The following is a 23567-nucleotide window of genomic DNA, read 5'->3' on the forward strand; positions in this document are numbered from 1 at the left end:
AAGGAGCAACACCATGCAATTTCTCTACACACAATTACGCCGCGGCGTCCTCGGTCTGTTCATGCTGGGCCTGCTGGCCGCCTGCCAGAGCACGCCAGAAATCAAACCGCTGTTCAACGCCGAGCAAGTCGCCACCTTGAAGGAGCAAGGCTTCAACCAGACCGACGAAGGCTGGGAACTGAGCTTTACCGACAAGCTGCTGTTCGAATTCGACGCCGCCAAGCTGACGGCACCGAGCCGCAACGCCATCCAGAAAATCAGCGCCGCCCTGCTGAAAGTGGGCATTACCCACATGCGCGTGGAAGGCCATACGGATAACGAAGGCACGGAAGCGTACAACAACAAGCTGTCGCTGGCGCGCGCCAACGTGGTGGCCGACGCCATGAGCGCATCGGGCATTCCGCGCGACAACATCACCGTCAAGGGCCTGGGCATGAGCAAACCGGTCGCCTCGAACGCCAGCAAGACGGGCAAGGCGGAAAACCGCCGCGTCACCGTCATCGTCTCGGCGCCTTGACCTTGCACCTGGACGTGCCCGCCGTGCGCTGGGTCGTGATGGGCGTGTCCGGCTGCGGCAAGAGCGCCGTCGGCAGCCTGCTGGCCGATGCCCTGCACGTGCCCTACGTGGAAGGCGACGACGTGCATTCGCCGCAAAACGTGGCCAAGATGGCGGCCGGCATCCCGCTCGACGATGCCGACCGGGCCGGCTGGCTGGCCGCCCTGCGCGAACGCATCGCTGCGGCGCGCGCGCAAGGCAGCGGCCTCGTCGTCTCTTGCTCTGCCCTGAAGCGCGCCTACCGCGACGTGCTGCGCGCAGGCGACCCGGCCCTGCGCTTTGTCCACCTGGACGGCCCGCGCGCCGTGCTGGAAAGCCGCTTGCAGCGCCCGGGCCACTTCATGCCCGCCAGCCTGCTCGACAGCCAGCTGGCCACCCTGCAACCGCTGCAGGCGGACGAGGCCGGCATCGTGCTCGATATCCGCCAGCCGCTGGCCGTGCTGCTCGAACAGATCCTGCAAACGCCCTGACTGGCGGCCATGCGGCTGGACAGCCCGCGGCCCCCTGTGTAGACTGGCGCGCACTTTCATGAAGGATTTCTATGAGCACACCAACGACAAAACCAGCACCGGGCCCCGAATTCTGGGAACGCGCCGACCAGGTCATCGCCCTGGCCAATGAGCAATGCATGCACAGCGGCGGCAATGAAGTGGCCACCTCGCTGCTGTACGCGGCCGCCCGCTTCAACGCCTTCCTCGTCGCCAGCAAGAGCAACGACGTGGCCAAGATGCAGGCAGAGAAGGAAGGCGCCGTGGCCTTCTTCACGGAACAGTACAAGCGCATGCTGACCGACAACTTCAACGATTACATCACCAACTTCGACAAGTACACGCAACCGTCGTCGGCCCCCAAGGGCTGATGCCAACGGCCAGCCTGGACAGTCACCGCGTCCGCGCCAGCCACGCTGACGAAGTGCTGGACGGCGTGGTGCGCTACGCGCCGCTGCCATCGCTGTGGCTGACGGCCATGCTGGCCGGCGCCGTGACTGGCGCCGTGTTCTTCTTCAGCTGGACGGGCGTGGCGCTGTTTATCGTCAGCACGGCCATCGTCCTGCTGTTCGGCCACTCGCTGGGCAGCCACCGCAAACTGATCCACGACAGCTTCGCATGCCCGCAATGGCTGGAATATGTACTCGTGTACCTGGGCGTGCTGGTGGGCCTGAGCGGCCCGCTGGGCCTGCTGCGCCAGCACGAGCTGCGCGACTATGCGCAGCGCCTGCCCGACTGCCACCCCTATCTGCGCCACGGCGCCGGCTTCTGGCGCGATGCCTGGTGGCAACTCCACTGCCGCCTCGACCTCGGCCACCCGCCCCACATCGCCATCGAGCCGCGCATCGCGCACGACCGCTTTTATCGTTTCCTGGAAAAAACCTGGATGCTGCAGCAACTGCCGTGGGCCCTGCTGTTCTACGCCTGGGGCGGCTGGGGCTACGTCTGCTGGGGCGTCTGCGCGCGGGTCAGCGCCGGCGTGCTGGGCCACTGGCTGATCGGCTACTTCGCCCACAACCATGGGCAAATGCACTTTCATGTCGATGGCGCCGCCGTGCAAGGCCGGAATATCCGCCTGACCTCGCTTCTGACCATGGGTGAATGCTGGCACAACAACCATCACGCGTATCCGGGTTCAGCCAGGCTGGGCCTGCTGCCGGGCGAATGGGACCCGGGCTGGTGGATGCTGCTGCTGTTGCGGCGCCTGGGCCTCGTCTCCGGCCTGCGCCTGCCGCACGACCTGGCGCCGCGGCCGGAACTGCGCCAACGGCTGCCCGCCGATAGTTATTGACCAATCGTTCACCAATGCATATAGTGGAAGCAGATACGGGACATCCCGCCCCGCCGCACGCATTGCTTACGCACCATGGCCAGACCGCGCAACTTCGACGAAACGACCGTCATCAGCCAGGCCGCCGCCGTCTTTGGCAGCCTGGGCTACAACGCCGCATCGATCGATGACCTGGTCAAGGCGACCGGTTTGCTGCGCGGCAGCCTGTACAAGGCATTCGGCTCCAAGCGCCATCTGTTCGAGCGCGTGCTGGCGCAGGCGCTGCAGCCTGGCTGGCCGGCGCGGGAAGAAGCGGTCGATTTGCTGATCATCGCCTTGAAGGAACTGGCGCCCTCCGACGCCGCCATCACGGCGCTGTGCCGCGCCGCCGTGCAGGACACGGGCGCCGGGACGGCCCGCCTGCTGGGCGAACGCCTGTTAAGCCATCTGGATCAACCACCAAAGGAGACACCATGCCTGTCCTCGAATTGAACGACGATGCACTGACCATCCGCCTGGCCCTGTGGGAAAAGCTGGCCTCCTTTCACGGCAACCTGCGTATTCCCCTGCAGCATGTGCGGGGCGCCACCGACGATGACGGTTTCCGCGGCTCGGCCCTGGGTTTGCGCGCCCCGGGCACCAACCTGCCTGGCGTCATTTCGGCGGGCACTTACCACAAGGGTGGCGACCGCCAGTTTGTCTTCATGACGCGCGGCACGCAGCCGCTGGTCATCGAATTGCAGGGCGAAAAGTGGGCGCGCCTGGTACTCGGCGTGCCTGACGCGCGCGCCATGGCGGCGCGCATCAATGCACTGGCCACGGCGCCAGCCTGACGCATCAGTCCGGCTCGCCGGCCAGGTAATTGTTCTTCACGCGCACGTAGTGCTCGGCCGAATAGCGCAGGTAGGCGATCTCGGCCTCGGTCAGCGCGCGCACCTTGGCGGCGGGACGGCCCACGTACAAATGGCCGCTTTCCAGCACCTTGCCCGGCGACACCAGGCTGCCCGCGCCCAGCATCACGTGTTTTTCCACCACCACGTCATCCATGACGATGCTGCCCATGCCGATCAGGCACTCGTCGCCGATGGTGCAGCCGTGCAAGATCACAGAATGGCCGATGGTGACGTACTTGCCGATGGTCAACGGTGAACCGTCGGGCTTGGCCGCATTCCTGTGCGACACGTGACCCATGGAAAAGTCCTGGATATTGCTGCCTTCGCCGATGACGATGCGGTTGACGTCGCCGCGCAACACGCTGTTGCACCAGATGGAAGAGTCGTCGCCGATCTGTACGTCGCCAATCACTTGCGCCGTGTCATGCAGGTAGACGCGCTCGCCCAGCACGGGACGGGTATTCAGGTAAGAGCTTACAGGCATTGTCTTCTCGTTTCTTTAACATTAAACAACAGGATTCACACCCAGCCGGCGGCCAGCGCAAAAATCGCCAGCCCATGCGCGAGGGATGCGCCCAGCAAGCCGGCACGGCAATATACCAGCCCCGCCACCACGCCTTCGATCACGGTGAACACGAGGATGGGCGCGCCCACCTGCGTGACGGTGGTGGCGAGAAAGGCGTGGCACAGGCCAAACAGCAGGCCCGACACCAGCGCCGCGCGCCAGGCCGGCAGCCAGGCGCGCAATTGCTGCTGCAGCAAGCCGCGAAACAGCAATTCCTCATAACAGTTGGCCGCCAGCGCAAAGCCCAGCAGCAAGGGCAGCGCGGATGGCGCAACGGGCGCCAGGGACGGCAAGCCGGACAGGGCTTTCAAGCCCGTCGCCAGGGCGATGATCACGCACGCGCCCGCCACGCCCAGCAACACGGACAGGGCCGGCCGCGTGCCCAGCCAGCGGATCTGGCGGCGCGCCTCGCTTTCCAGCCAGCAAGTACTCGCCACCAGGGCCAGCGACATGGCCCCCAGCGCCAGCAAGACCGGCGGCGGCGCCGTGAAACGCAAGCCGCCCGCCGCCACTTGCCAATAGCCGTGCGCCGTCATCGCGTCGCGCGCCAGCACGAAAAACAGGATGTGCACGAGCACGCGCAGCAGCGGCACCGTCCGGGGAACGGCCAGCAGCAAGGCGGCGCAGACGAGGAAGGCGGGCGTGATCGCCAGCAGATACTGCGCCAGGGAAGTGATCTCGGGCATCGTTCAATCGTTCGATAGTGCCAACGGGCACGGGCGCAGCAATTGTATGCGGCGGCCGGCAACATGGGCAAGCCGTCTGCCGATGCCGCCGTCATCCCGCCTTGCGCCAGCCATGCATCAGCGCATGCGCCGCCAGCCCGGCCGCCAGCCCCCACAGGGCGCCGCCCACGCCCAGCAGGGTCACGTTTGCGGCCGTGGCCAGGAAGGTGATCAGCGCCGTTTCGCGCATGCGCACGTCCGCCATCGCCTGCGCCAGGCTGTTGCCGATGGCGCCCAGCAAGGCCAGGCCCGCCAGCGCCGTGATGAAGGGGCGCGGCAAGACCATGAACAGGCTGGCCAGGGTGACGCCGAAGATGCCCACCAGAATGTACAGCACGCCGCACGCCAGGCCCGCGACATAGCGCTTCGACGGGTCCGCATGCGCATCCTTGCCCGTGCAGATGGCGGCCGTGATGGCGGCCACGTTGAAGGCGTGCGCACCGAATGGCGCCATGAGCAGCGAACCGAGGCCCGTCACCGTCAAAATGGGATTGGCGCTGACCTGGTAACCGTCATTGCGCAACACCAGCATGCCGGGCATGTATTGCCCAGTCAGGGTGATCAGGAACAGGGGCAGCGCCACGCCCAGCAGAGACGCCACGGAAAAGCGCGGCATCTCGAACACGGGCGCGGCCAGGGCCAGTGCTATGCCTTGCGTATCGATGCGCCCCTGCGCCAGCAGCAGGGCCAGGCCGATCAGCATGATGCCCACCACGGCAAAGCGCGCCGTGAAACGGCGCAGCACGGCGTACGACAGCAGCAATACCACCACCAGCAGCGGATCGGCGCTGGCGCCGCCGAAGGCGTTCACGCCGAATTGCAGCAGGATTCCGGCCAGCAAGCCGGCGGCGATGCCGCCCGGTATCAGCCGCACCAGGCGCTCGAAGGCGCCCGACATGCCCAGCAAGATGAAGGCGATGGCGGACACGATGTAGGCGCCGATCACCTCGGCATACGGCGTATGCGGCATGACGGTGGCCAAAAAGGCCACGCCGGGCGTGGACCAGGCCGTGATGATGGGTGCGCGGTAACGGTAGCTGAGCCAGATGCCCGTCACGCCCACGCCGATGCTCAGCGACCAGACCCAGGACGCCGTCTGCGCGGCGCTCAGCTGGGCCAGCTGGGCTGCCTGGAACACCAGCACGAAGGTGCCGCCATAGTTGACGAGGACGGAGATGAAGGCCGCCATGGCGGGGGACGCCAGGTCGCGCCAGCGCGCCCGTGTCGTGTTGTCGATCGACGCCGATGATGTGGAACTGGTCTGCATGCGTGTGCCCTTGCCTGAGGTTCAAAAGGGGCATCTTAACGGCCGCATGGACTGCTCAGGCAGGCCACTTTACGCATGCATAGCAGACCACTTGAGCGCTCACCCCAGCGCGCGAGCCAGGCGGACGATGCCGCTGTCGATCTCGTGCGGCGTGAGCGCCGCAAAACCCAGCAGCCAGCCGCCCCGCTCCGGCGGCCTCGCGTACAGCCGGCTCAGGCCCGGCAGCACGATGCCCGCCTGTGCCGCCAGGCGTATCGTTTCCAGCTCGTCCCTGCCCCCGTGCAGCAGACACGGCATCTGCAAGCCGCCCGGCGGCAGCTGCGCCGCGACCACGTGCGGCAAGTGCCGCTGCACGGCCTGCGCCATCGCATCGCGGCGCACGGCGTAGACCTTGCGCATGGCGCGCACATGGGCCGCGAAATGGCCATCGGCGATGAAACGGGCCAGCGTCAGCTGGTCCAGCTGCGGCGTGTGGCCGTCGAGGATGCTGCGCGCATACGTCATCGGCTTGACCAGCGCGGGCGGCAGCACCATGTAGCCGAGGCGCAGCCCCGGATACAGCGACTTGGCAAAGGTGCCCAGGTAGATCGTGCGCTGCTGCGTGTCGAGCCCCTGCACGCAAGCTGTCGGCAAGCCCGCGTAGTGAAACTGGCTATCGTAATCGTCCTCGACGATCCAGCCCTGGCGCTCGGCGGCCCAGGCAGTCAGGGCCAGGCGGCGCTCAAGCGCCAGGGTGGCGCCCGTCGGGTATTGATGCGACGGCGTGACGTACACCGTGTTGGCCCCGCTGCGGTCCGCGCGCAGGTGCTCGATGGACAAGCCATGCGCATCGACAGGCACGGGCACGACCCGCAATTGCGCCATCTCAAAGGCCTTGCGCGCGCCGAAATAGCCGGGGTCTTCCATCAGGATGGGGCCATGCGCGTCGGCCAGCACTTGCGCGCACAGGTACAGGGCCTGGCGCGTGCTGCTCAGCACAAGCACCTGGTCCGCCGTGGCCCGCGCGCCCCGCTCCAGGTTCACATAGTCGGCGATGGCCTGGCGCAGCGGTTCCGCGCCTTGCGGGTCGCCGTGCAGCAGCACGCCGGCCTGATGTTCGCAGGCGGCCTGGCGCCGCAAGCGCTCCCACACGTCGAGCGGAAAGGCCCGCGTTTCCGGCAAGCCCGTGGCGAAGGCCTTCACGCTCTGCTGGTCGGCCACGCCGCCGCTGGCGAGAATCTGCGCGCCGCGCGCGCTGAGGGCCGCCGGCTGCGCGGACAAGGGCGGCAACGCAGTCGCAGGCTTGCCCAGCAAGCTCGCGCCTATCGTCGGCGAGACAAAACTGCCCGATCCCGCCTGCCGCCGCACATAACCATCGAGGCGCAGCTGCGCATACGCCATTTCCACCGTCTCGCGCGACACGCCCAGCGACTGCGCCAGCGCGCGCGTGGCCGGCAGGCGCAGGCCGGGCGCCAGCACGCCGTCGAGTATCAACTGGCGCAACGCGCGCTGCACCCGCACGCGCAAGTCGAGCGCCGCCAGTTCAGGCGCGCCGATGCGGATTTTCAGGGTGTCGAGTTCGAACTGCGGCGTCATAGGGCCTTGGCGCGGGCCGCATCCACGGCGGCCATGCTGCTGGCCAGCGAAAAGCCATGCTGCTGCAGCACCGCCACCAGCTGCTCGCCGGCGCAGCCCAAACGCAGGTTTTCCGCCACCCAGTCATGCCAGGCAGCGCCGATCTCCGGCATGGGTTCTTCTTCCAGCGTGAGACCGAGTATGCAGCTGGCCAGCAAACCGTTGATGCGCTTCGTGTCGATCAGGTGCTGCACCACCGCATGGCCCGACTGGGGATACGGGTGCAGGGTGCAACGGCCGAATGCGGCCAGGCGCTGCGCGTGCATGGCGTCGAGGTTCACCGATTCGCTGGCACTGGCGCCCGCATTGGCGACGTCGGGCCGGGCCACGTCAGGCCGCGTGCCGAACACCAGGTGCAGCTGCGTATCGTCCGTCGCCCTGGCGCGGCACAGGGCCGCCAGGTCGTAGTAGCCAGACGGCGGCGGGTCTTGCGCCAGCGACTCCATCACGGGCAGCCAGCGCAGCTCGTGGTACAGGCGCGCCTGCTGCACGTCCAGAAAAGACAAGGGTCCGAAGGCGACGATCTGCTGCGCCTCGAGCAGCAAGCCATACATGACGGCCGCGTACGCGCCCATGGACTGGCCAAGGGTGGTGACTTGGCTCGGCGCGATGCGGCGCACCAGCTCGCGCAGCGCTTGCGCCGTTTCATCCACGTGATTGCCCAGGCCCGCGATGCGGCGGTGGTACCAGGCGTTGCCAGAATCGCGCACGAGGATCTTGTTCAGGTGCTGTCCGCTGGCCTGCTCCAGCTTGCGCAGGCGCCCGTAAAAATCGAAGGCGGGACGCGTTGTCCACGAAACAAAACCGAAAGCGATGACCAGCGGCGCGCCCGGCACGATGCGGTCGACCAGCACGTCGTCGGCACTGGTGGCGACCAGTCGATTATCCAGCGCTTGCGCTTGCAGCATCGGCCCGGCTCCCCGATCAAGGTTGAAACAGCAGAAAGCATGAGTGTAATGCCAGTACTGGCAAAATGGAAACATTCGCCGCTGCGGTACGCCGGCAGATACGGGAAAACTGCTAATCTTGCGGCTATACACCTTGATACTGGAGCGCCCCATGCTGCATCGCCTCACATACCTGTCCCTCGCCGCAGCCATCGCCATGACCGGCGGCTGCGCCGCCACGTCCGACAGCGCCAAGCCGGACACCGCCCTGACGCCCAGCTACAGCCTGACGAATACCTACTGGAAGCTGACGGAACTCGATGGCGCCCCGGTGACGATGGCGCCGCAGCAGGAGCGCGAAGTGCGCATCACCCTCACCGACGATGGCAAGGTCCATGGTTTCACGGGCTGCAACCAGGTCATGGGCGGCTACACGCTGGCCGGCACTGCCCTGCGCTTCACGCAGCTGGCCGGCACGCGCATGGCCTGCCCGCCGCCCCTGATGCAGCTGGAAAGCGCCGTGCTGGCCAACTTGAACAGCGTGACGGGTTACCGTTTCGATGGCGAGTACCTGATCCTGCTCAAGGATGGCGCACCCGTGGCCAGGTTTGAATCGGTCTACCTGTGAAATAAAAATCGACTGCCGTTACAATGGCTTCCAGCCCATCATCCGGAAGGAAGCCATGTCCGCACTGCCCTCGCCGTCTTCATCCCCGACACCATCGGCCGCCGGCCGCTACCGGGCTTTTCTTTTTGACATGGACGGCACCGTCATCAATTCCATCGCCGCCGCAGAACGCATCTGGGGCACCTGGGCGCAGCGCCAGGGCCTCGACGTGGCAGCCTTCCTGCCCACCATCCACGGCGCGCGCTCGGTCGACACCATCGCCAAACTGCGCTTGCCCGGCGTCGACGCGCAGCGCGAATCGCAGGGCATCACGGATGCCGAAATCATCGATGTGGAAGGAATTATTGAAATCGCGGGCGCGCTGCGCTTCTTGCAATCGCTGCCGCCCGCGCAATGGGCCATCGTCACCTCGGCGCCGCGCGCGCTGGCCACGGCCCGCCTGAAGGCGGCCGGCATGCCGATACCGGCCATCATGGTGACGGCGGAAGACGTCAAGGCGGGCAAACCCCGGCCCGATTGCTATTTGCTGGCGGCGGAAAAACTGGGCGTGACGCCCTCCGATTGCCTGGTGTTCGAGGATGCCTCCGTCGGCATCGAGGCGGGCGAAGCGGCCGGCGCGAAAGTCATCGTCGTCACCGCCACGCATGCGCACCCGCTGGCCACGCGCCACCCGACCATCGACAATTATGAAGCCATCGTCGCGACGGTCGACAGCGACGGCTTCATCGTGCTGGCGCAGTTATCTGACCCTGCGGTTGCAGCACGCGCGACAAGATAGCCTGCTCCAGCGCGGCGAACGCCGCATGGCCGCGCTGGCGCGGGCGCGGCAAGTCCACCGGCACGTCCATGGTGACCTGCCCATCCTCGATCAGCAGCACCCGGTCGGCCAGGGCCACGGCTTCGGCCACATCATGCGTCACCAGCACGGCCGTGAAACCGCGCGCCAGCCACAGGGACTCGATCAGCTGCTGCATCTCGATGCGCGTCAGGGCGTCGAGCGCGCCCAGGGGTTCGTCGAGCAGCAGCAGTTGCGGCTCGTGCACGAGCGCGCGCGCCAGCGCCACGCGCTGTTTCTGCCCGCCCGACAGCGCTGACGGCCAATCGTCCGCCCGCTCGGCCAGGCCCACCGTCCACAACGAGGCGGCCGCCGCACCGACGGAACGGGGCAAGCCCAGGGCCACGTTGTCGAGCACCGTCTTCCACGGCAGCAGCCGCGATTCCTGGAACATGATGCGGATATCGGGCGCGCCCACGCCGCTGCCGATGGCGATGCTGCCCTCGTCGACGCTTTCCAGGCCCGCGATCGAGCGCAGCAAGGTGCTCTTGCCGCAGCCGCTGCGTCCCACGATGGCGACAAATTCGCCCGCTTCCAGCTGCAGGTCGACGTTTTTCAGGACCGGACGTTCGCCATAGGCTTTGCTCAATTGCGTCAAGGCCAGCGGCACGCCGCGGCGCGCCAGAGGGGCCTGCGGGGCGGCCCTGGCCTGTGGCGCGCTGGCCGGGTCGTACTGCACGAAGTGCGACAGGAAATCCGTTTCGATCTGGATGGGGGCGAGCAGCATGGTATTTTCTTTCCTCATTTCGTCACTATCGGTAGGCGGGATTCCAGCGCAGGCAGTGGCGTTCCAGCCGGCGCGAGAACAGGTCAGCCAGCTTGCCCAGCAAGGCGTACAGCAAAATCCCCACCAGCACCACGTCCGTTTGCAGGAATTCGCGGGCATTCATGGTCATGTAGCCGATGCCGGCCTGCGCCGAAATGGTTTCGGCGACGATCAGCAGCACCCACACGAGACCGAGCGAAAAACGCACGCCGACCAGGATCGACGGCATGGCGGCCGGCAGGATCACGTCGCGGTACAGGGGCCAGCCCGACAGGCCATAGCTTTTCGCCATTTCGATCAAGCCCTGGTCCGCCGAACGGATGCCGTGGAAGGTGTTCAGGTAGACGGGGAAAAACACGCCGACGGCCAGCAGGAACAGTTTCGCCGTCTCGTCGATGCCGAACCACAGGATCACCAGCGGGATCAGGGCCAGGGCCGGGATGTTGCGCACCATTTGCAGGGTCGTGTCGAGCAGGGTTTCCGCGTGGCGGAAGCTGCCCGTCAAGAGTCCCAGCAGCAGGCCCAGTCCCGCGCCGACGGTGAAACCGACCGTGGCTCGCCACAAGCTCGTTTTCAGGTGCAGCCACAATTCGCCCGACACGGCCAGGTGCCAGAAGGCTTTCGCCACGGCCCACGGCTCGGGCAAGATGCGGCTCGACAGCCAGCCCCACTGCGCCGCCAGTTGCCAGGCCAGCAGCAGCGCCACGGGCAAGGCCCACGGCGCCAACGCATTGCGCCACGGCGTGCCGGGCAGACGCTTGGTGGTGAAAGTGGGGCCGGCGCCCATCTCAGGCCGCCTTTTTCTGCGGCGCGGCCGGCACAATATTGCCGGCCATGACTTCGCCGAAGGGCCCCGTCAGTGACTGCTCACCCACGGCCTTGCCCTTGCCCAGCAACGGGAACACCAGTTCGGCGAAGCGGTACGATTCTTCCAGATGCGGATAGCCGGAGAAAATGAAGGTGTCGATGCCCAGGTCCGCGTATTCCTGCATGCGCGCCACGACCGTCGGGCCATCGCCCACCAGGGCCGTACCCGCGCCGCCGCGCACCAGGCCCACGCCGGCCCACAGGTTGGGCGACACTTCGAGCTTGTCGCGCCGCCCGCCATGCAGGGCCGCCATCCTTTGCTGGCCCACGGAATCCATCTTGCCGAACGCCGCCTGCGCCTTGGCGATGATGTCGTCGTCCAGGTGGCTGATCAGTTCATCGGCCGCGCGCCAGGCCGCCTCGTTGGTTTCGCGCACGATCACGTGCAGGCGGATGCCGAAGCGCACCGTGCGGCCTTTTTTCGCGGCGCGCGCGCGGATGTCCGCGATCTTTTCCGCCACGGCGGCCGGCGGCTCGCCCCACGTCAGGTACACGTCCATCTGCTCTGCCGCCAGTTCATGCGCGGGCTCCGACGAGCCGCCGAAGTACAGCGGCGGATATGGTTTCTGCACGGGCGGATACAGGGTTTTCGCGCCCTTCACCTGGATATGCTTGCCCTCGAAATCGTAGCCGGCCGCGCCGCCCTCGCCCGCCAGGGTGGCGCGCCACACCTTGATGAATTCATCGGAGATTTCATAGCGTTTGGCGTGGTCGGCAAACAGGCCGTCCGCTTCCAGCTCGCCCTGGTCGCCGCCCGTGACGACGTTGATCAGCAGGCGCCCGTTCGACAGGCGGTCGAAGGTGGACGCCATGCGCACGGCCAGGCCGGGCGTGGACAGGCCGGGCCGCACGGCCACTAAAAATTTGAGCTTTTGCGTCACGCTGATCAGCGACGACGCCACCACCCAGGCATCTTCGCAGGAGCGGCCCGTGGGCAGCAGCACGCCGTCGTAGCCGAGCGTGTCGGCGGCTACGGCCACCTGGCGCAGATAATCGGCATCGACGGGACGCGCGCCCTGCGACGTGCCCAGGTAGCGGCTGTCGCCGTGGGTAGGGATGAACCAGAAGACATTCAATGACATGGTGTGTATTCCTTGATTATTTGGTGCTGGTGGCCAGCTGGCGCGCCGGCAGCAGCGCGTCCTTGACGACGATCGGTTTCGGGATCAGCTTCAGGCTGGAAAACGCGTCGGCCACCCTTTGCTGCGACGCGATGACGTCGACCGACACGGGTTTGACGCCATACGCATAGCGCGAGGCGGCCAGCGCCACGACATCCTTGCCCAGCCCCGTCTGCGCCGACAGAATCGTCGCCACTTCTTCCGGGTTGTTGCGACCCCAGTCATCGACCTTGGCCACTTCATCGAGCACGATGCGCAGGATTTCCGGGTTTTTCTCGGCATACGTGCGCGAAGCGAGATAGAACTGGTAGTTCGCCACCAGGCCCTTTCCATCGGCCAGCACGCGGGCGCCCAGCTGCTTTTCGGCGGCCGCCAGGAACGGATCCCAGATGGCCCAGGCATCCACGCTGCCCCGCTCGAAGGCGGCGCGCGCATCGGCCGGCGGCAGGAATACGGGCTGGATGTCGGCGTAGGCGACGCCGGCCTTTTCCAGCGCCTTCAATAACAGGTAATGCACGTTCGAGCCCTTGTTCAGGGCGATTTTCTTGCCCTTCAAGTCAGCCAGGGTGCGCAGGCCGGAGCCCTTGGGCACGACGATGGCTTCGCTGGCGGGCGACGCCGGCTCATTGCCGACATACACCAGGTTGGCGCCGGCCGCCTGGGCAAAGATCGGCGGCGCCTCGCCCACCGTACCGAAGTCGATGCTGCCCACGTTCAAGCCTTCCAGCAGCACGGGACCGGCCGGGAACTCCGTCCACTTCACGCCCACGCCCTGCTCGGCCAGGCGTTTCTCCAGGGTGCCGCGCCCCTTGAGCAGGGTCAATGTGCCGTATTTCTGGTAACCGATGCGCACTTCCCCCTTGGCTTGCACTTCTCCCTTGGCTTGCGCCTGCGCCGCGGCCGGCATTCCGGCCGCCATCACGCCGGCGACGGCAGAAAACAGCAAGCCCAGGGTGGTACGGCGCGAGAGTCGTTGTGCGTGGCGGTGTGTCATGGCAGTTCCTTGGTCGGTGAATAATCAGGCAGCTTGATACTGGGGCGCGTAAGGCCGGTCTTGCAGCGAACGCACGGGTACAGAAATATCGGCGGGCGCGGGCGGGCGCTGTCCCTGCAGCACGAACAGGCCGGTGGAGAGTTCCTCGATGCCCGCCTGCACGCGCTCTGCAATCGGCGCATCCAGGCTCAGGCCCCGTTCTTCGTGCCACGCCAGTTGCTGCGCATTCGCGTAGATGCTGGTGAAGACCTGCTTGGCGCCCAGCGCATGCAGCACGGGGCGCAGCGCGTAGTCGAGCGCCAGGGTGTGGGCATGGCCGCCGCCCGTGGCCAGCGGCAGCACCAGCTTGCCGGCCAGGCCATCTTGCGGCAGCAGGTCGAGGAAGGCTTTCAGCAACCCTGTATACGACGCCTTGTAGATGGGCGTGGCGATCACGATGGCGTCGGCGTCGGCCACGGCGCGCACGGCGCGGGCAATCGCCGCATCGTCGTAGTCGGCCAGCAGCAAGGCGCGCGCCGGCAGGTCGCGCACATGCAGCTTGGCGTAGCTGTGGCCCTGCAGCGCCAGCTGTTCGCCGATATGCAGCAGCAGGCGGCTGGAACTCGAGGGGAGTTGCGGGCTACCGCCCAATAACAAGATGCTCATATGATGCCCGTCCCTGTAGGTTGTCGGATTGGAGTTGCTCGGATGCTTGCAGCCTATCGCCATCAGCAGTCCGGCAAAACGAATGCTTTCGCGCTTCGATATGCGTTTTTCGACTATCCGGGCCTGACGCCCCGCAAGCGAAGACGCCGGCTCGCGCGCGGCTTTTTTCGCATATCCATGCGCGGTTTTCTTCGTGTACGGCGCACGCCTGGCGGTGCAATATCGGCGTCATCGTCTTTCTGGAATGTCACCCATGTCTAGCGTTTTTCTCCATGCCGCCCGTCCCCAGCCGCCTGTGCCGGAACCCCTGCAGGACGCCATCCGCATCGCAACAAAGCTGGCCGCGCGCCTGGCCGAAACGGCCAATGCCCGCGACCAGGCCGGCGGGCACGCGGCGCAGGAACGCGAATGGCTGCGCGAGTCGGATCTGCTGACTTTGTCGATCCCCGTGGAATTCGGCGGTCAGGGCGCGTCCTGGCCCCTCGTGTACCAGGTGATCCGCATCCTGGCGCGGGCCGACAGCGCGCTGGCGCATGTCTTCGGCTTCCACCATCTGCAGCTGGCCGGCCTGCAGCTATATGGCAGCGCGCAGCAGCAGCGCCGCCTGCTCGCCTTGACCGTCGACGAGCGCCTGTTCTGGGGCAATGCCTTGAATCCCCTCGACAAACGGGTCACCGCGGCCGACAGCGACGACGGTTTCACCCTCGACGGCATCAAGAGCTTTTCTTCCGGTTCCGTGGGCTCGGACTGGCTGACCGTCTCGGCCTGGCACGCGCCCACGCAGACGGCGCTGATCGCCGCCCTGCCCACGCGCCAGGATGGCGTCACCGTGCAGGCGGACTGGGATGCCTTCGGCCAGCGCCAGACGGACAGCGGCAATGTGCATTTCCAGGCGGTGGCCCTGCCGCGCGAACTGGTGCTGCAGGCGCCCGCGCAGGCCGCCACGCCGCAAGCCACCGTGCGCTCGCAGATCGCCCAGCTGATCATGGCCAACCTGTACCTTGGTATCGCCGAAGGCGCGTTCGAGGCGGCGCGCCGCTACACGGACGAACAGGCGAAAGCCTGGTTTGCCTCGGGCGTGGCCAAGGCAACGGAAGACCCTCTGGTACAGCACCGCTATGGCCAGCTGTGGCTCTTGCTGCGCCCCGCGCAGGTGCTGGCCGACGCGGCAGCGCAGGAACTGGAAAAAGTGTTCCGCAAGGGCGCGCTGGTGACGGCGCGCGAACGGGGCTTGCTGGCCGTCGCTGTGGCCGAAGCCAAGTGCCTGGCGCACCAGGCGGGACTGGAGATCAGCAGCCAGATGTTCGAACTGACGGGCGCCCGCTCCACCTCGGCCCAATACGGCTTCGACCGCTACTGGCGCAACGTGCGCGTGCACACCCTGCACGACCCCATCGACTACAAGCTGCGCGACCTGGGACGCTTTGCCTTGAATGGCACGGTGCCCGAGCCGACGGCGTATTCCTGATTCACCCACCAAGGAGCCACCATGACCATCGCCCGCCGCAGCATCCTCCTCAGCGCCCTGACCCTGGCCTTGACGGCCACCTTCGCCCACGCCAAGGACCCGAAGGACATCACCATCGGCACCAGCGCCGGGCCGTACGCGGACCAGATCAAGCTGGGCATCAAGCCCATCCTGGAAAAGCAGGGCTACAAGGTCAAGCTGGTGGAATTCAACGACTACATCCAGCCGAACTTCGCGCTGGCCGAGGGTTCGCTGGACGCCAACGTCTTCCAGCACATCGTCTACCTGAAGAAATTCGCGCTGGAGCACAAGCTGGCCCTGACGGACCTGATCACGATCCCCACGGCGCCGATTGCCATCTACAGCAAGAAGCACAAGACCCTGGACGACGTGAAGGAAGGCACGACGGTGGGCTTGCCGAACGATCCGACCAACCAGGCGCGCGCGCTGGTGCTGCTCGACCAGCTGGGGTGGATCAAGCTGCGCGCCAGCTTCGACCCCGTGCGCGCGTCGGAAAAGGATATCGCCGTCAACACCAAGAAAATCAAGCTGCTGCCGCTGGAAGCGGCGCAGCTGCCACGCTCGCTGGGCGACACCGATTACTCCTTCATCAACGGCAATTACGCGCTGGCGTCGGGGCTGAAACTGACGGATGCGCTGGTGGCCGAGAAAATCTCGCCCAACTACATCAACCTGGTGGCCATCCGCACGGCGGACAAGGACAAGCAGTTCGCAAAAGACCTGGCGGCCGCCTACCGCTCGCGCGAATTCCTCGACATCACGAACAAGCACTTTGCCGGCTACTCGAAACCCGATTACCAGCAAGCCTTGCAGACGGCGGCCAAATAAGCCATGGCCAAGTCGATACGCTTCAACGCCTTCCAGATGAATACCGTCGGCCACCAGTCGCCAGGGCTGTGGACGCATGCGCGCGACCGCAGCCACCGCTATACCGATCCCGAACACTGGACGGAACTGGCGCAACTGCTGGAAGCGGGCCTGTTCGACGCGGTTTTCCTCGCCGACGTGCTGGGCGTGTATGACGTGTACCGGGGCAGCCTCGATGCGGCCCTGGAACACGGCGTGCAGGTGCCGCTGAACGACCCGCTGGCGCTCGTGCCCATCATGGCGCAGGCCACCACGCACCTGGGTTTCGGCGTCACCTGCGCCCTCACCTACGAGCACCCGTACACGTTCGCGCGCCGCATTTCCACCCTCGATCACCTGACGAAAGGGCGCATCGGCTGGAATATCGTCACCGGCTATCTCGATAGCGCGGCGCGCAACCTGGGCTTGAGCCAGCAGCTGGGCCACGACGAGCGCTACGACCTGGCCGATGAATACCTGGACGTCGTCTACAAACTGTGGGAAAAAAGCTGGGATGACGACGCCGTCGTCAACGACAAGGCGCGCGGCATCTATGCCGATCCGGCCCGCGTGCATCCGATCAACCATGCCGGGCGCCACTACCAGGTGCCCGGCATCCATTTGTGCGAGCCGTCGCCGCAGCGCACGCCGCTGCTGTACCAAGCGGGCACCTCGCCGCGCGGCACGCGCTTCGCGGCGCGCCATGCGGAGGCGACCTTCGTCAGTGGCCCAAGCAAGACGGTGGTGAAGCGCTACGCCGACGACTTGCGCGCCGCCGTGCGGCAAAGCGGACGCGATGGCGACGCATTGCTGATCTACGCGCAGGCGCTGGTCATCACGGGCGCCACGGAAGAAGAAGCGCGCGCCAAGCATGCCGATTACCTGCGCCACGTGAATATCGAGGCGGCCCTCGTGCTGCTGTCCGGCTGGACGGGCGTCGATTTCAGCCGCTACCCGCTTGACGCCACCATCGAGTACATCGATTCTCCGGCCGGCCGCTCGGCGCTGGCTTCGTTCAGCCAGGCCGACCCGGACCGCCGCTGGACGGTGCGCGAAGCGGCCGAATACATCGGCCTGGGCGGACGCGGCCCAGTCATCGTCGGCGACGCGCGCCAGGTGGCCGACCAGCTGGAAAGCTGGCTCGATGAAACGGGCATCGACGGTTTCAATCTGGCCTTCGCCGTCGCCCACGACAGCATGGCCGACGTGGTGCAATACATCGTGCCGGAACTGCAGCGGCGCGGCCGCTACCGTACCCATTACGAGGAAGGCAGCTTGCGCCACAAGGTCTTCGGCCAGGGCCCGCGCCTGCCCGCCGATCACGCGGGCCGTCAGGTCAGCATCGCGCCAGAAGGGGTGGCGCTGGCGGTGGCCTGACGGCGCCAGTGACAAGCGTTGACTATCATGTTAGCTTGTCATGTTAAAAACATGACAAGCGACGACGTGGACCTCCTTTCTTTTCGCGGCAAGCTCTCTTCGACTTTGCTCTTCGCCATCCTGGCCGCCTGCCACGCGGCAGCGCAAGCGGACGTGCCAGTGGAAGCGCCGGCGGAAACCGGCCAATCGATCCACATCAACAGCATCCGCAATCCAGAACTGAAATCGTACCGCGTGATGGCGGCCGGCCTCGATGCCTTCGATGAATACCATGCGCTGGCGCCCGGGGCGCGCGAAGTGCGCTTCAAACTGGTCACGGGCAGCCGCGCGCCGGCGGACGCCATGCAGGACCTGGCCTTGCGCATCGCCGGAAACGAAACGTCGATTGCGCTGCCCCTGGCCGCCGACGGCAGTTTCACGCTGCCGCGCAGCGCGCAAGCGGACAGCGAGGATGCGGACCTGGTCACCAACAAAAAAAAGGGCAATTACCGCTGGCAGCCGTCCATTCACAGCGACGGCGTGCCGGCCGGCATGCGTCGCCTGGGCGACCTGCGCCTGCAATGCCAGGTGACGATTGCCATCGCCAAGAAAGAGATACCGTTCTGGATACGCACCCTGGTCGGCACCCTGCTGCGCACCACCGACTGGTGCTCCGCCGAGCAGCTCAAGTTGGGCACCCGCAGCGATGTGCCTCTCGCCAGCGCCACCCTGCTCGATGGCGAGCGCCGCATCGCCCTGAAGGTGGAAAAGGAAGGCCGCTCCTTCCTGTCGCCCATCGGCGACACCCGCTATGCGGACGATACCCTGATCGAACTGATCTACCAGCAGGATGCCGCCGGTACGCCGTCCGCCGCCCCTTAGCGTTTGCGTCGCGCCCCGTTCCATGTCAGCATATGCCACCCTGGCACCACGGATAAGGATTGCAATGCCCCCCACTCTTACGCGCGCGCTGGCACTGGCGCTGCTGGCAGGCCATGGCTCCCTGGCATTGGCGCAGGCGCCAGTCACGCCGCCGACGCCTGGCTGCGACGTCTGCGCCACCTGGAATGCGGACCAGGCGCCGTTCCGCATCTTCGGCAATACCTATTATGTGGGCGTCAAAGGCCTCAGTTCCGTGCTCGTGACGTCGCCGCAGGGCCACGTGCTGATCGACGGCGGCTTGCCGGAATCGGCGCCCAAGATCATCGCCAATATCGGCACGCTGGGTTTCCGCATCGAGGACGTCAAGCTGATCCTCAATTCGCACGGCCATATCGACCATGCGGGCGGCCTGGCCGAACTGCAGCGGCGCAGCAATGCGCTGGTGGCCGCCAGCCCGTCGGCGGCGCTGGACCTGGCGTCGGGCGAAGTGGGGCCGGACGACCCGCAATACCACGCGCTGCCCAAGTACCCGCCCGTCAAGGACATGCGCCTGGCGCGCGACGGCGGCCAGTTCAATGTCGGCCCCGTCAACCTGACGGCGCACGCCACGCCGGGCCACACGCCCGGAGGCTTGAGCTGGACGTGGCAATCGTGCGACGGCCCCCGCTGCCTGAACATGGTGTATGCGGACAGCCTCAACGCCGTCTCGCGTCCCGGCTTCAAGTTCAGCGCCAGCAGCGAGTATCCGAACGCGGTGGCGGACTTGCGCCGCAGCTTCGAGACCCTGGAAAAACTGCCCTGCGACGTGCTCATTTCCGCGCATCCGGAGGCTGCACAGTTGTGGGAGCGGCTGGAGGCGAGCGCCACGGCCGGCAGCGACGCCTTTGTCGACCCGCAAGCCTGCCGCGCCTATGTGGCGGCGGCGCGCACCGTGCTCGACTCCCGGCTGGAACAGGAAAAGCAGCAGTGAACTTGCCAATAAGCTTGTCAACCGTGCACGCTGGCGCAGCGCCGATCTGCTACGCTGGCGCCATTCATTTAAAGAAGGAACCGCCATGTTCAAACTCGCCAGCCTGATTCCCCTCGCCGCCATCGTCGCCATCACCGCCGGCTGCGCGCAAACGCCGGTGCGCAGCGACGCTGCCGCCGCCGCGCCAGGCGCCACCTCGCCCGCCAAGCCGGCGCCCAAGCTGACGGGCACGCAGTGGAAGCTGAAGGAATTGAAGGGCAAGCAAGTGGTGCGCAAGACGCCCGAGCAGCGCGAAGTGACCCTGCTGCTGGCTGAAGGCCGCGCCAGCGGCAACAGCGGCTGCAACCAGATGATGGGCGGCTACACCAGCGATGGCGTCAGCACCCTGAACTTTGGACAGCTGGCCGGCACCATGATGATGTGCCAGCCGCAGGACATGGAGCTGGAACGCCTGCTGCTGACCACCCTGGGCGAAGTCAATGGTTACCGCTACGCCGACCAGGAATTGCTGTTGCTGAAGGATGGCGTGCCCGTGGCGCGCTATGAAGCGCTGACGGTAAAGTAAGGTCATCACAAAGCCAGGAACCATCTCCTGGCGCGAAGAGTGCCCGAAAAACGTTCAGGGCAAGGCGCAGCGCCGCCATGGACGTTTTCTCGGCCACGCTTCAATCGTTGCGCATCTGCGCCTGCGATACATTGCTTTCTGGCGGCACGCTCTGCGTCAGCCACACATTCCCCCCGATGGTCGATCCCGCGCCGATGGTGATGCGCCCCAGCACGGTTGCGCCCGCATAAATCACCACGTCGTCTTCGACGATGGGGTGGCGCGGCGTGCCCTTGATCAGCGCACCGCTGGCATCGGCGGGAAAACGCTTGGCGCCCAGGGTGACGGCCTGGTACAGGCGCACGCGCTGGCCGATGATGGCCGTCTCGCCGATCACCACGCCCGTGCCGTGGTCGATGAAGAAGGAGGCGCCGATGTGCGCGCCCGGGTGGATGTCGATGCCCGTCAGGGTGTGCGCGATGTCGGCGATCAGGCGCGCCAGGAATGGCGCACCGAGGGCGTGCAGCCGGTGCGCGAGGCGGTGGTACAGGATGGCGATGGTGCCCGGATAGCACAGCATGATCTCGGCCACCGAGGTGGCGGCCGGGTCGCCCGCGTAGGCGGCCTGCACGTCCGACACCAGCAGCGCGCGGATATCGGGTAGGCTGGCGGCAAAGGCGCGCGTGATGTCGCGCGCCTGCTGCGCCAGGGCCGCATCGTCGCCCGCGCCCTCGCCTTCATCGTCAGCCGGCACGGAAAAGAGCAAGCCGCGCCGCACCTGCTCGCTGAGGCGGTTCAGGGTGGTGTTGAGGGTGTCGCCGACAAAATAATCGATGCTTTCGTCCGTCAGGTTGGGCCGCCCGTAATGCGTGGGAAACAAGGCTGCCGACAGGCCGTTGACGATGGTGGTAAGGGCTTCGCGCGACGGCAGTTCGCGCACCCTGCCGTTATGGCGGATCTTGTGCTTGTCTTCGCGCGAGCTGCGCAAGGCCTGAATCACGGGCCCCAGGTTCCACTGGGCCGTGTCGTCGGCGGGCGCCGCGGGATAAATGCTGTGCATGGCGTATCACTTCCAGAAAAATGGTAAACAGGCCGGGTCGCCCCAGCTTAGCGGTGGTGACAAGCGATGCAAACGAAGAATTTCAAGATTCCATATGCGAAAAACGCATATGGATGGCAAAAAGGCCGGCGCCAAACCTGATTCCGGTCACTAGCGTAAAATGACGGACTAACAAAAACACTCTTCAACATGACTAAATTATTAACATGGATTTTGGCGGGCCTGGCGATGGTCGGACCGCTTGCAATTGACACCTATCTGCCGTCTTTCCCCGCCATCGCGCATGATTTCAATGCCAGCCCCCTGCTGGTGCAGCAAACCCTGAGCTTTTTCCTGTTCACGTTCGCCTTCATGATGCTGTTTTACGGCACCCTGTCCGACTCGTTCGGCCGCCGTCCCGTCATTCTCGTCTCGCTGGTGCTGTATGTGATCGCTTCCGTGGGCGCCGCGCTGGCGCCGTCGCTGGGCTGGCTGCTGGCCTGGCGCGTGCTGCAGGGCCTGTCGGCGGGCGCCGGCTCCGTCATCGGCCGCGCCATCGTGCAAGACTGCTACTCGGGTGCCGCCGCGCAGAAAATCCTCTCGCACATCATGATGGTGTTCGCGCTGGCGCCGGCCATCGCCCCCGTGCTGGGCGGCTGGCTGCAGGTGGGCCTGGGCTGGCGCTGGATCTTCTGGTTCCTGACGGCCTTTGGCGTGCTGATGTTCGTCGTCGTCTGGCGCGCGCTGCCGGAAAGCTTGCCGAAGGAACAGCGCCACGCCTTCCACCTGGGCGACATCGCCGTCAATTACTGGAAAGTGCTGTGCCACCGCCAGTTCCTGCTGCTGTCGACGGCCATCGGCGCCGCCTTTGGCGGCTTCGCCCTGTACATCGGTTCGGCCGCCTACTTCATCATCAACATCCTGCACCTGCCGGAAACGGCGTTCGCCTGGCTGTTCATTCCCTTAATTAGCGGCATGGTGTTCGGTTCGGCCCTGTCGGCGAAGATCGCCCACCGCTACAGCCAGCGCCAGATGATCTGGACCGGCTTCATCCTGATGCTCATCGCCGCGCTGGTCAACATCGGCTACAACTACTTCTTTGCCGCCGAAGTGCCGTGGGCCGTGCTGCCATTGTTCTTCTACTCGTTCGCCCTGTCGATCGCCATGCCGCCGATGACCCTGATGGCCCTGAACCACTTCCCCAACAACAGCGGCCTGGCATCGTCGATGCAATCGTTCATCCAGATGCTGCTGTTCGCGCTGGTGTCGGGCCTGGTGGCGCCGCTGCTGTTCGACAGCGCCCTGAATCTGGCGTATGGCGTGATGGCGGGATTGCTGGTGAGTTTGCTGTGCTGGGTGTTTGCGCAGGGCGGTTCGGCGGAAGTCGCAGCGAAGTAAAGTCACGCATACCAACCCGGTAAAAACTGGGGTCAGTCGCTCGCGATCGGATAGCGCCCCATTGGGGTGCTATCCCCCGGCGGGTCTGACCCCGGCATTTAATCAAGGCCAGGGCGCGGGCGTCACGTCAATATACTGCACCCCGCCCTGCTCCGGCTCAGCCGCATCGCGCGTAGTTGGCTGGTTCAGGGAACCGGCCGGCGAACGCAAGCTCAAGATTTCCTTGCGCGCCTCGACGAAGTCGGCGGAACTAAGCGGGTGTTCCTGGTCGGGCCAGTGGCTGACGGCCCATTCCTGCAAGGTTTCAAAGCGCCGCCACAGTTCCGCGATGAATTCGCGGCGCGCTTCTTCCAGCTGTTCCGGTGTCTTTTCAATTGCTTCGCTGATATTGACTTCCATGGCCGTTCCCTCGCTGACAAGTTGTCTTGCCAGACTACGCAGGGATCAGCCAGGCGTCTGTTCGCGAACGAACACAGGATTTATTCGGGCATCTTGCGGAAACCCACGGCCAGGCGGTTCCAGGTATTGATGGAGCCGATGGCCAGGGTCACGTTGACCATTTCCGCCGGCGTCAATTGTTCCGCCAGCGCCGCATACACGTCATCGGGCGCCTGGCTTTGCGGCAGCAGGGTCAGCGCTTCCGTCCAGGCCAGCACGGCCCGCTCGCGCGGCGTGAAGAACGGCGTTTCGCGCCAGACGGACACGGCATACAGGCGGCGTTCCGTTTCGCCCGCCTTGCGCGCGTCGCTCGTGTGCATGTCCACGCAAAAGGCGCAGCCATTGATTTGCGAGGCGCGCAGGCGGATCAGCTCGAGCAGCGAGTGTTCCACGCCCAGCCTGGCAATCGCCGCTTCCAGCGCGTACATGGCCTTGACGGCGTCCGGCGAAGCTTGTGTAAAATCGAGTCGTTGCTGTGTCATGA

General features: G+C 65.8%; 28 protein-coding genes. 15 read left to right on the forward strand and 13 right to left on the reverse strand.

The annotated features are described in order from the left end of the window. Positions 1-13 precede the first annotated feature (13 nt). The 6 genes from O0881_RS13025 (at position 14) to O0881_RS13050 (ending at position 3147) form a co-directional block, all read left to right on the forward strand. Entirely contained in the window at positions 14-517 is a 504-nt protein-coding gene (locus tag O0881_RS13025) for an OmpA family protein (protein WP_251351177.1), read from the forward strand. A gap of 38 nt (positions 518-555) precedes the next feature. After that, entirely contained in the window at positions 556-1026 is a 471-nt protein-coding gene (locus O0881_RS13030) for a gluconokinase (protein WP_180278803.1), read from the forward strand. A 71-nt stretch (positions 1027-1097) separates the two neighbouring features. Beyond that, positions 1098-1415: a DUF3144 domain-containing protein gene (locus O0881_RS13035; protein WP_092712778.1), complete on the forward strand. Its 318-nt coding sequence runs from the start codon at positions 1098-1100 to the stop codon at positions 1413-1415. Beyond that, positions 1415-2335, forward strand: coding sequence for a fatty acid desaturase (locus tag O0881_RS13040; RefSeq protein ID WP_289911620.1), 921 nt, complete (start codon positions 1415-1417; stop codon positions 2333-2335). Before O0881_RS13035 ends, O0881_RS13040 begins: the two co-directional genes overlap by 1 nt. 75 nt (positions 2336-2410) lie before the next feature. After that, positions 2411-2806, forward strand: a complete 396-nt coding sequence (locus O0881_RS13045; RefSeq protein ID WP_289911621.1) for a helix-turn-helix domain-containing protein — start codon at positions 2411-2413, stop codon at positions 2804-2806. After that, complete coding sequence (locus O0881_RS13050; protein WP_289911622.1) at positions 2788-3147, forward strand: hypothetical protein; 360 nt, start codon at positions 2788-2790, stop codon at positions 3145-3147. Before O0881_RS13045 ends, O0881_RS13050 begins: the two co-directional genes overlap by 19 nt. Positions 3148-3151: 4 nt before the next feature. On the opposite strand, the gene O0881_RS13055 is transcribed toward O0881_RS13050, so the two are convergent. The 5 genes from O0881_RS13055 to O0881_RS13075 all read right to left on the reverse strand — a co-directional run bounded on the left by O0881_RS13055 (position 3152) and on the right by O0881_RS13075 (position 8286). Continuing rightward, complete coding sequence (locus O0881_RS13055) at positions 3152-3691, reverse strand: gamma carbonic anhydrase family protein (protein WP_289911623.1); 540 nt, start codon at positions 3689-3691, stop codon at positions 3152-3154. Between the two features lie 35 nt (positions 3692-3726). Further along, positions 3727-4458 carry a CPBP family intramembrane glutamic endopeptidase gene (locus O0881_RS13060; RefSeq protein WP_289911624.1) on the reverse strand — a complete coding sequence of 244 codons (732 nt, stop codon included), beginning with the start codon at positions 4456-4458 and terminating at the stop codon, positions 3727-3729. A gap of 91 nt (positions 4459-4549) precedes the next feature. Continuing rightward, complete coding sequence (locus O0881_RS13065; protein ID WP_289912228.1) at positions 4550-5686, reverse strand: benzoate/H(+) symporter BenE family transporter; 1137 nt, start codon at positions 5684-5686, stop codon at positions 4550-4552. Between the two features lie 177 nt (positions 5687-5863). Further along, positions 5864-7339 carry a PLP-dependent aminotransferase family protein gene (locus O0881_RS13070; RefSeq protein WP_289911625.1) on the reverse strand — a complete coding sequence of 492 codons (1476 nt, stop codon included), beginning with the start codon at positions 7337-7339 and terminating at the stop codon, positions 5864-5866. Continuing rightward, the gene (locus O0881_RS13075; protein ID WP_289911626.1) at positions 7336-8286 is read right to left on the reverse strand and encodes a hypothetical protein; all 951 of its coding nucleotides are present in this window, start codon (positions 8284-8286) and stop codon (positions 7336-7338) included. The genes O0881_RS13070 and O0881_RS13075 overlap by 4 nt, the downstream gene beginning before the upstream one ends. 151 nt (positions 8287-8437) lie before the next feature. On the opposite strand from O0881_RS13075, the gene O0881_RS13080 reads away from it, so the two are divergent. Both O0881_RS13080 and O0881_RS13085 read left to right on the forward strand, forming a co-directional pair. Further along, positions 8438-8893: an META domain-containing protein gene (locus tag O0881_RS13080; protein WP_289911627.1), complete on the forward strand. Its 456-nt coding sequence runs from the start codon at positions 8438-8440 to the stop codon at positions 8891-8893. Between the two features lie 55 nt (positions 8894-8948). Beyond that, complete coding sequence (locus tag O0881_RS13085) at positions 8949-9671, forward strand: HAD-IA family hydrolase (RefSeq protein WP_289911628.1); 723 nt, start codon at positions 8949-8951, stop codon at positions 9669-9671. Here the strand turns inward: O0881_RS13085 and O0881_RS13090 are convergent. Genes O0881_RS13090 through ssuE form a run of 5 tightly spaced genes read right to left on the reverse strand, consistent with a single transcriptional unit; the run spans position 9616 to position 14121 of the window. Continuing rightward, positions 9616-10455 (reverse strand): ATP-binding cassette domain-containing protein, encoded by an 840-nt coding sequence (locus O0881_RS13090; protein ID WP_289911629.1) that lies wholly within the window; start codon positions 10453-10455, stop codon positions 9616-9618. The two genes, O0881_RS13085 and O0881_RS13090, sit on opposite strands and share 56 nt — an antisense overlap. Before the next feature lie 25 nt (positions 10456-10480). After that, entirely contained in the window at positions 10481-11281 is an 801-nt protein-coding gene (gene ssuC, locus O0881_RS13095) for an aliphatic sulfonate ABC transporter permease SsuC (RefSeq protein ID WP_289905550.1), read from the reverse strand. Between the two features lies 1 nt (position 11282). Then, complete coding sequence (gene ssuD, locus O0881_RS13100; RefSeq protein ID WP_289911630.1) at positions 11283-12443, reverse strand: FMNH2-dependent alkanesulfonate monooxygenase; 1161 nt, start codon at positions 12441-12443, stop codon at positions 11283-11285. Between the two features lie 16 nt (positions 12444-12459). Next, positions 12460-13476 (reverse strand): sulfonate ABC transporter substrate-binding protein, encoded by a 1017-nt coding sequence (locus O0881_RS13105; protein ID WP_289911631.1) that lies wholly within the window; start codon positions 13474-13476, stop codon positions 12460-12462. Between the two features lie 24 nt (positions 13477-13500). Then, positions 13501-14121: an NADPH-dependent FMN reductase gene (gene ssuE, locus O0881_RS13110; protein WP_289911633.1), complete on the reverse strand. Its 621-nt coding sequence runs from the start codon at positions 14119-14121 to the stop codon at positions 13501-13503. A gap of 253 nt (positions 14122-14374) precedes the next feature. On the opposite strand from ssuE, the gene O0881_RS13115 reads away from it, so the two are divergent. From O0881_RS13115 to O0881_RS13140, 6 genes are all read left to right on the forward strand, one after another. Beyond that, positions 14375-15589 carry an acyl-CoA dehydrogenase family protein gene (locus O0881_RS13115; protein WP_289911635.1) on the forward strand — a complete coding sequence of 405 codons (1215 nt, stop codon included), beginning with the start codon at positions 14375-14377 and terminating at the stop codon, positions 15587-15589. A 21-nt stretch (positions 15590-15610) separates the two neighbouring features. Continuing rightward, positions 15611-16438, forward strand: a complete 828-nt coding sequence (locus O0881_RS13120; RefSeq protein WP_289911636.1) for a MetQ/NlpA family ABC transporter substrate-binding protein — start codon at positions 15611-15613, stop codon at positions 16436-16438. Between the two features lie 3 nt (positions 16439-16441). After that, complete coding sequence (locus O0881_RS13125; protein WP_289911637.1) at positions 16442-17833, forward strand: LLM class flavin-dependent oxidoreductase; 1392 nt, start codon at positions 16442-16444, stop codon at positions 17831-17833. Between the two features lie 51 nt (positions 17834-17884). Next, on the forward strand, positions 17885-18694 hold the full coding sequence (locus O0881_RS13130) for a hypothetical protein (protein ID WP_289911640.1): 810 nt from the start codon (positions 17885-17887) through the stop codon (positions 18692-18694). Positions 18695-18758: 64 nt separating this feature from the next. After that, positions 18759-19664, forward strand: a complete 906-nt coding sequence (gene bla, locus O0881_RS13135; RefSeq protein WP_289905560.1) for a subclass B3 metallo-beta-lactamase — start codon at positions 18759-18761, stop codon at positions 19662-19664. Between the two features lie 85 nt (positions 19665-19749). Continuing rightward, positions 19750-20229, forward strand: a complete 480-nt coding sequence (locus O0881_RS13140) for an META domain-containing protein (protein WP_289911642.1) — start codon at positions 19750-19752, stop codon at positions 20227-20229. 100 nt (positions 20230-20329) lie between these two features. Here O0881_RS13140 and epsC read toward each other — a convergent pair whose 3' ends face one another. Beyond that, positions 20330-21268, reverse strand: coding sequence for a serine O-acetyltransferase EpsC (epsC, locus tag O0881_RS13145; RefSeq protein WP_289911643.1), 939 nt, complete (start codon positions 21266-21268; stop codon positions 20330-20332). Positions 21269-21457: 189 nt separating this feature from the next. Here epsC and O0881_RS13150 point away from each other — a divergent pair, with 189 nt between their 5' ends. Continuing rightward, positions 21458-22645, forward strand: a complete 1188-nt coding sequence (locus O0881_RS13150) for a multidrug effflux MFS transporter (RefSeq protein WP_289911645.1) — start codon at positions 21458-21460, stop codon at positions 22643-22645. Between the two features lie 102 nt (positions 22646-22747). Here O0881_RS13150 and O0881_RS13155 read toward each other — a convergent pair whose 3' ends face one another. Both O0881_RS13155 and O0881_RS13160 read right to left on the reverse strand, forming a co-directional pair. Further along, complete coding sequence (locus O0881_RS13155; RefSeq protein ID WP_289911646.1) at positions 22748-23044, reverse strand: hypothetical protein; 297 nt, start codon at positions 23042-23044, stop codon at positions 22748-22750. Positions 23045-23124: 80 nt separating this feature from the next. Then, entirely contained in the window at positions 23125-23565 is a 441-nt protein-coding gene (locus tag O0881_RS13160) for a carboxymuconolactone decarboxylase family protein (protein WP_035817618.1), read from the reverse strand. Between the last annotated feature and the right edge of the window lie 2 nt (positions 23566-23567).

The organism is Janthinobacterium sp. SUN100 (genome assembly GCF_030397705.1).
GTDB lineage: Bacteria > Pseudomonadota > Gammaproteobacteria > Burkholderiales > Burkholderiaceae_D > Janthinobacterium > Janthinobacterium kumbetense.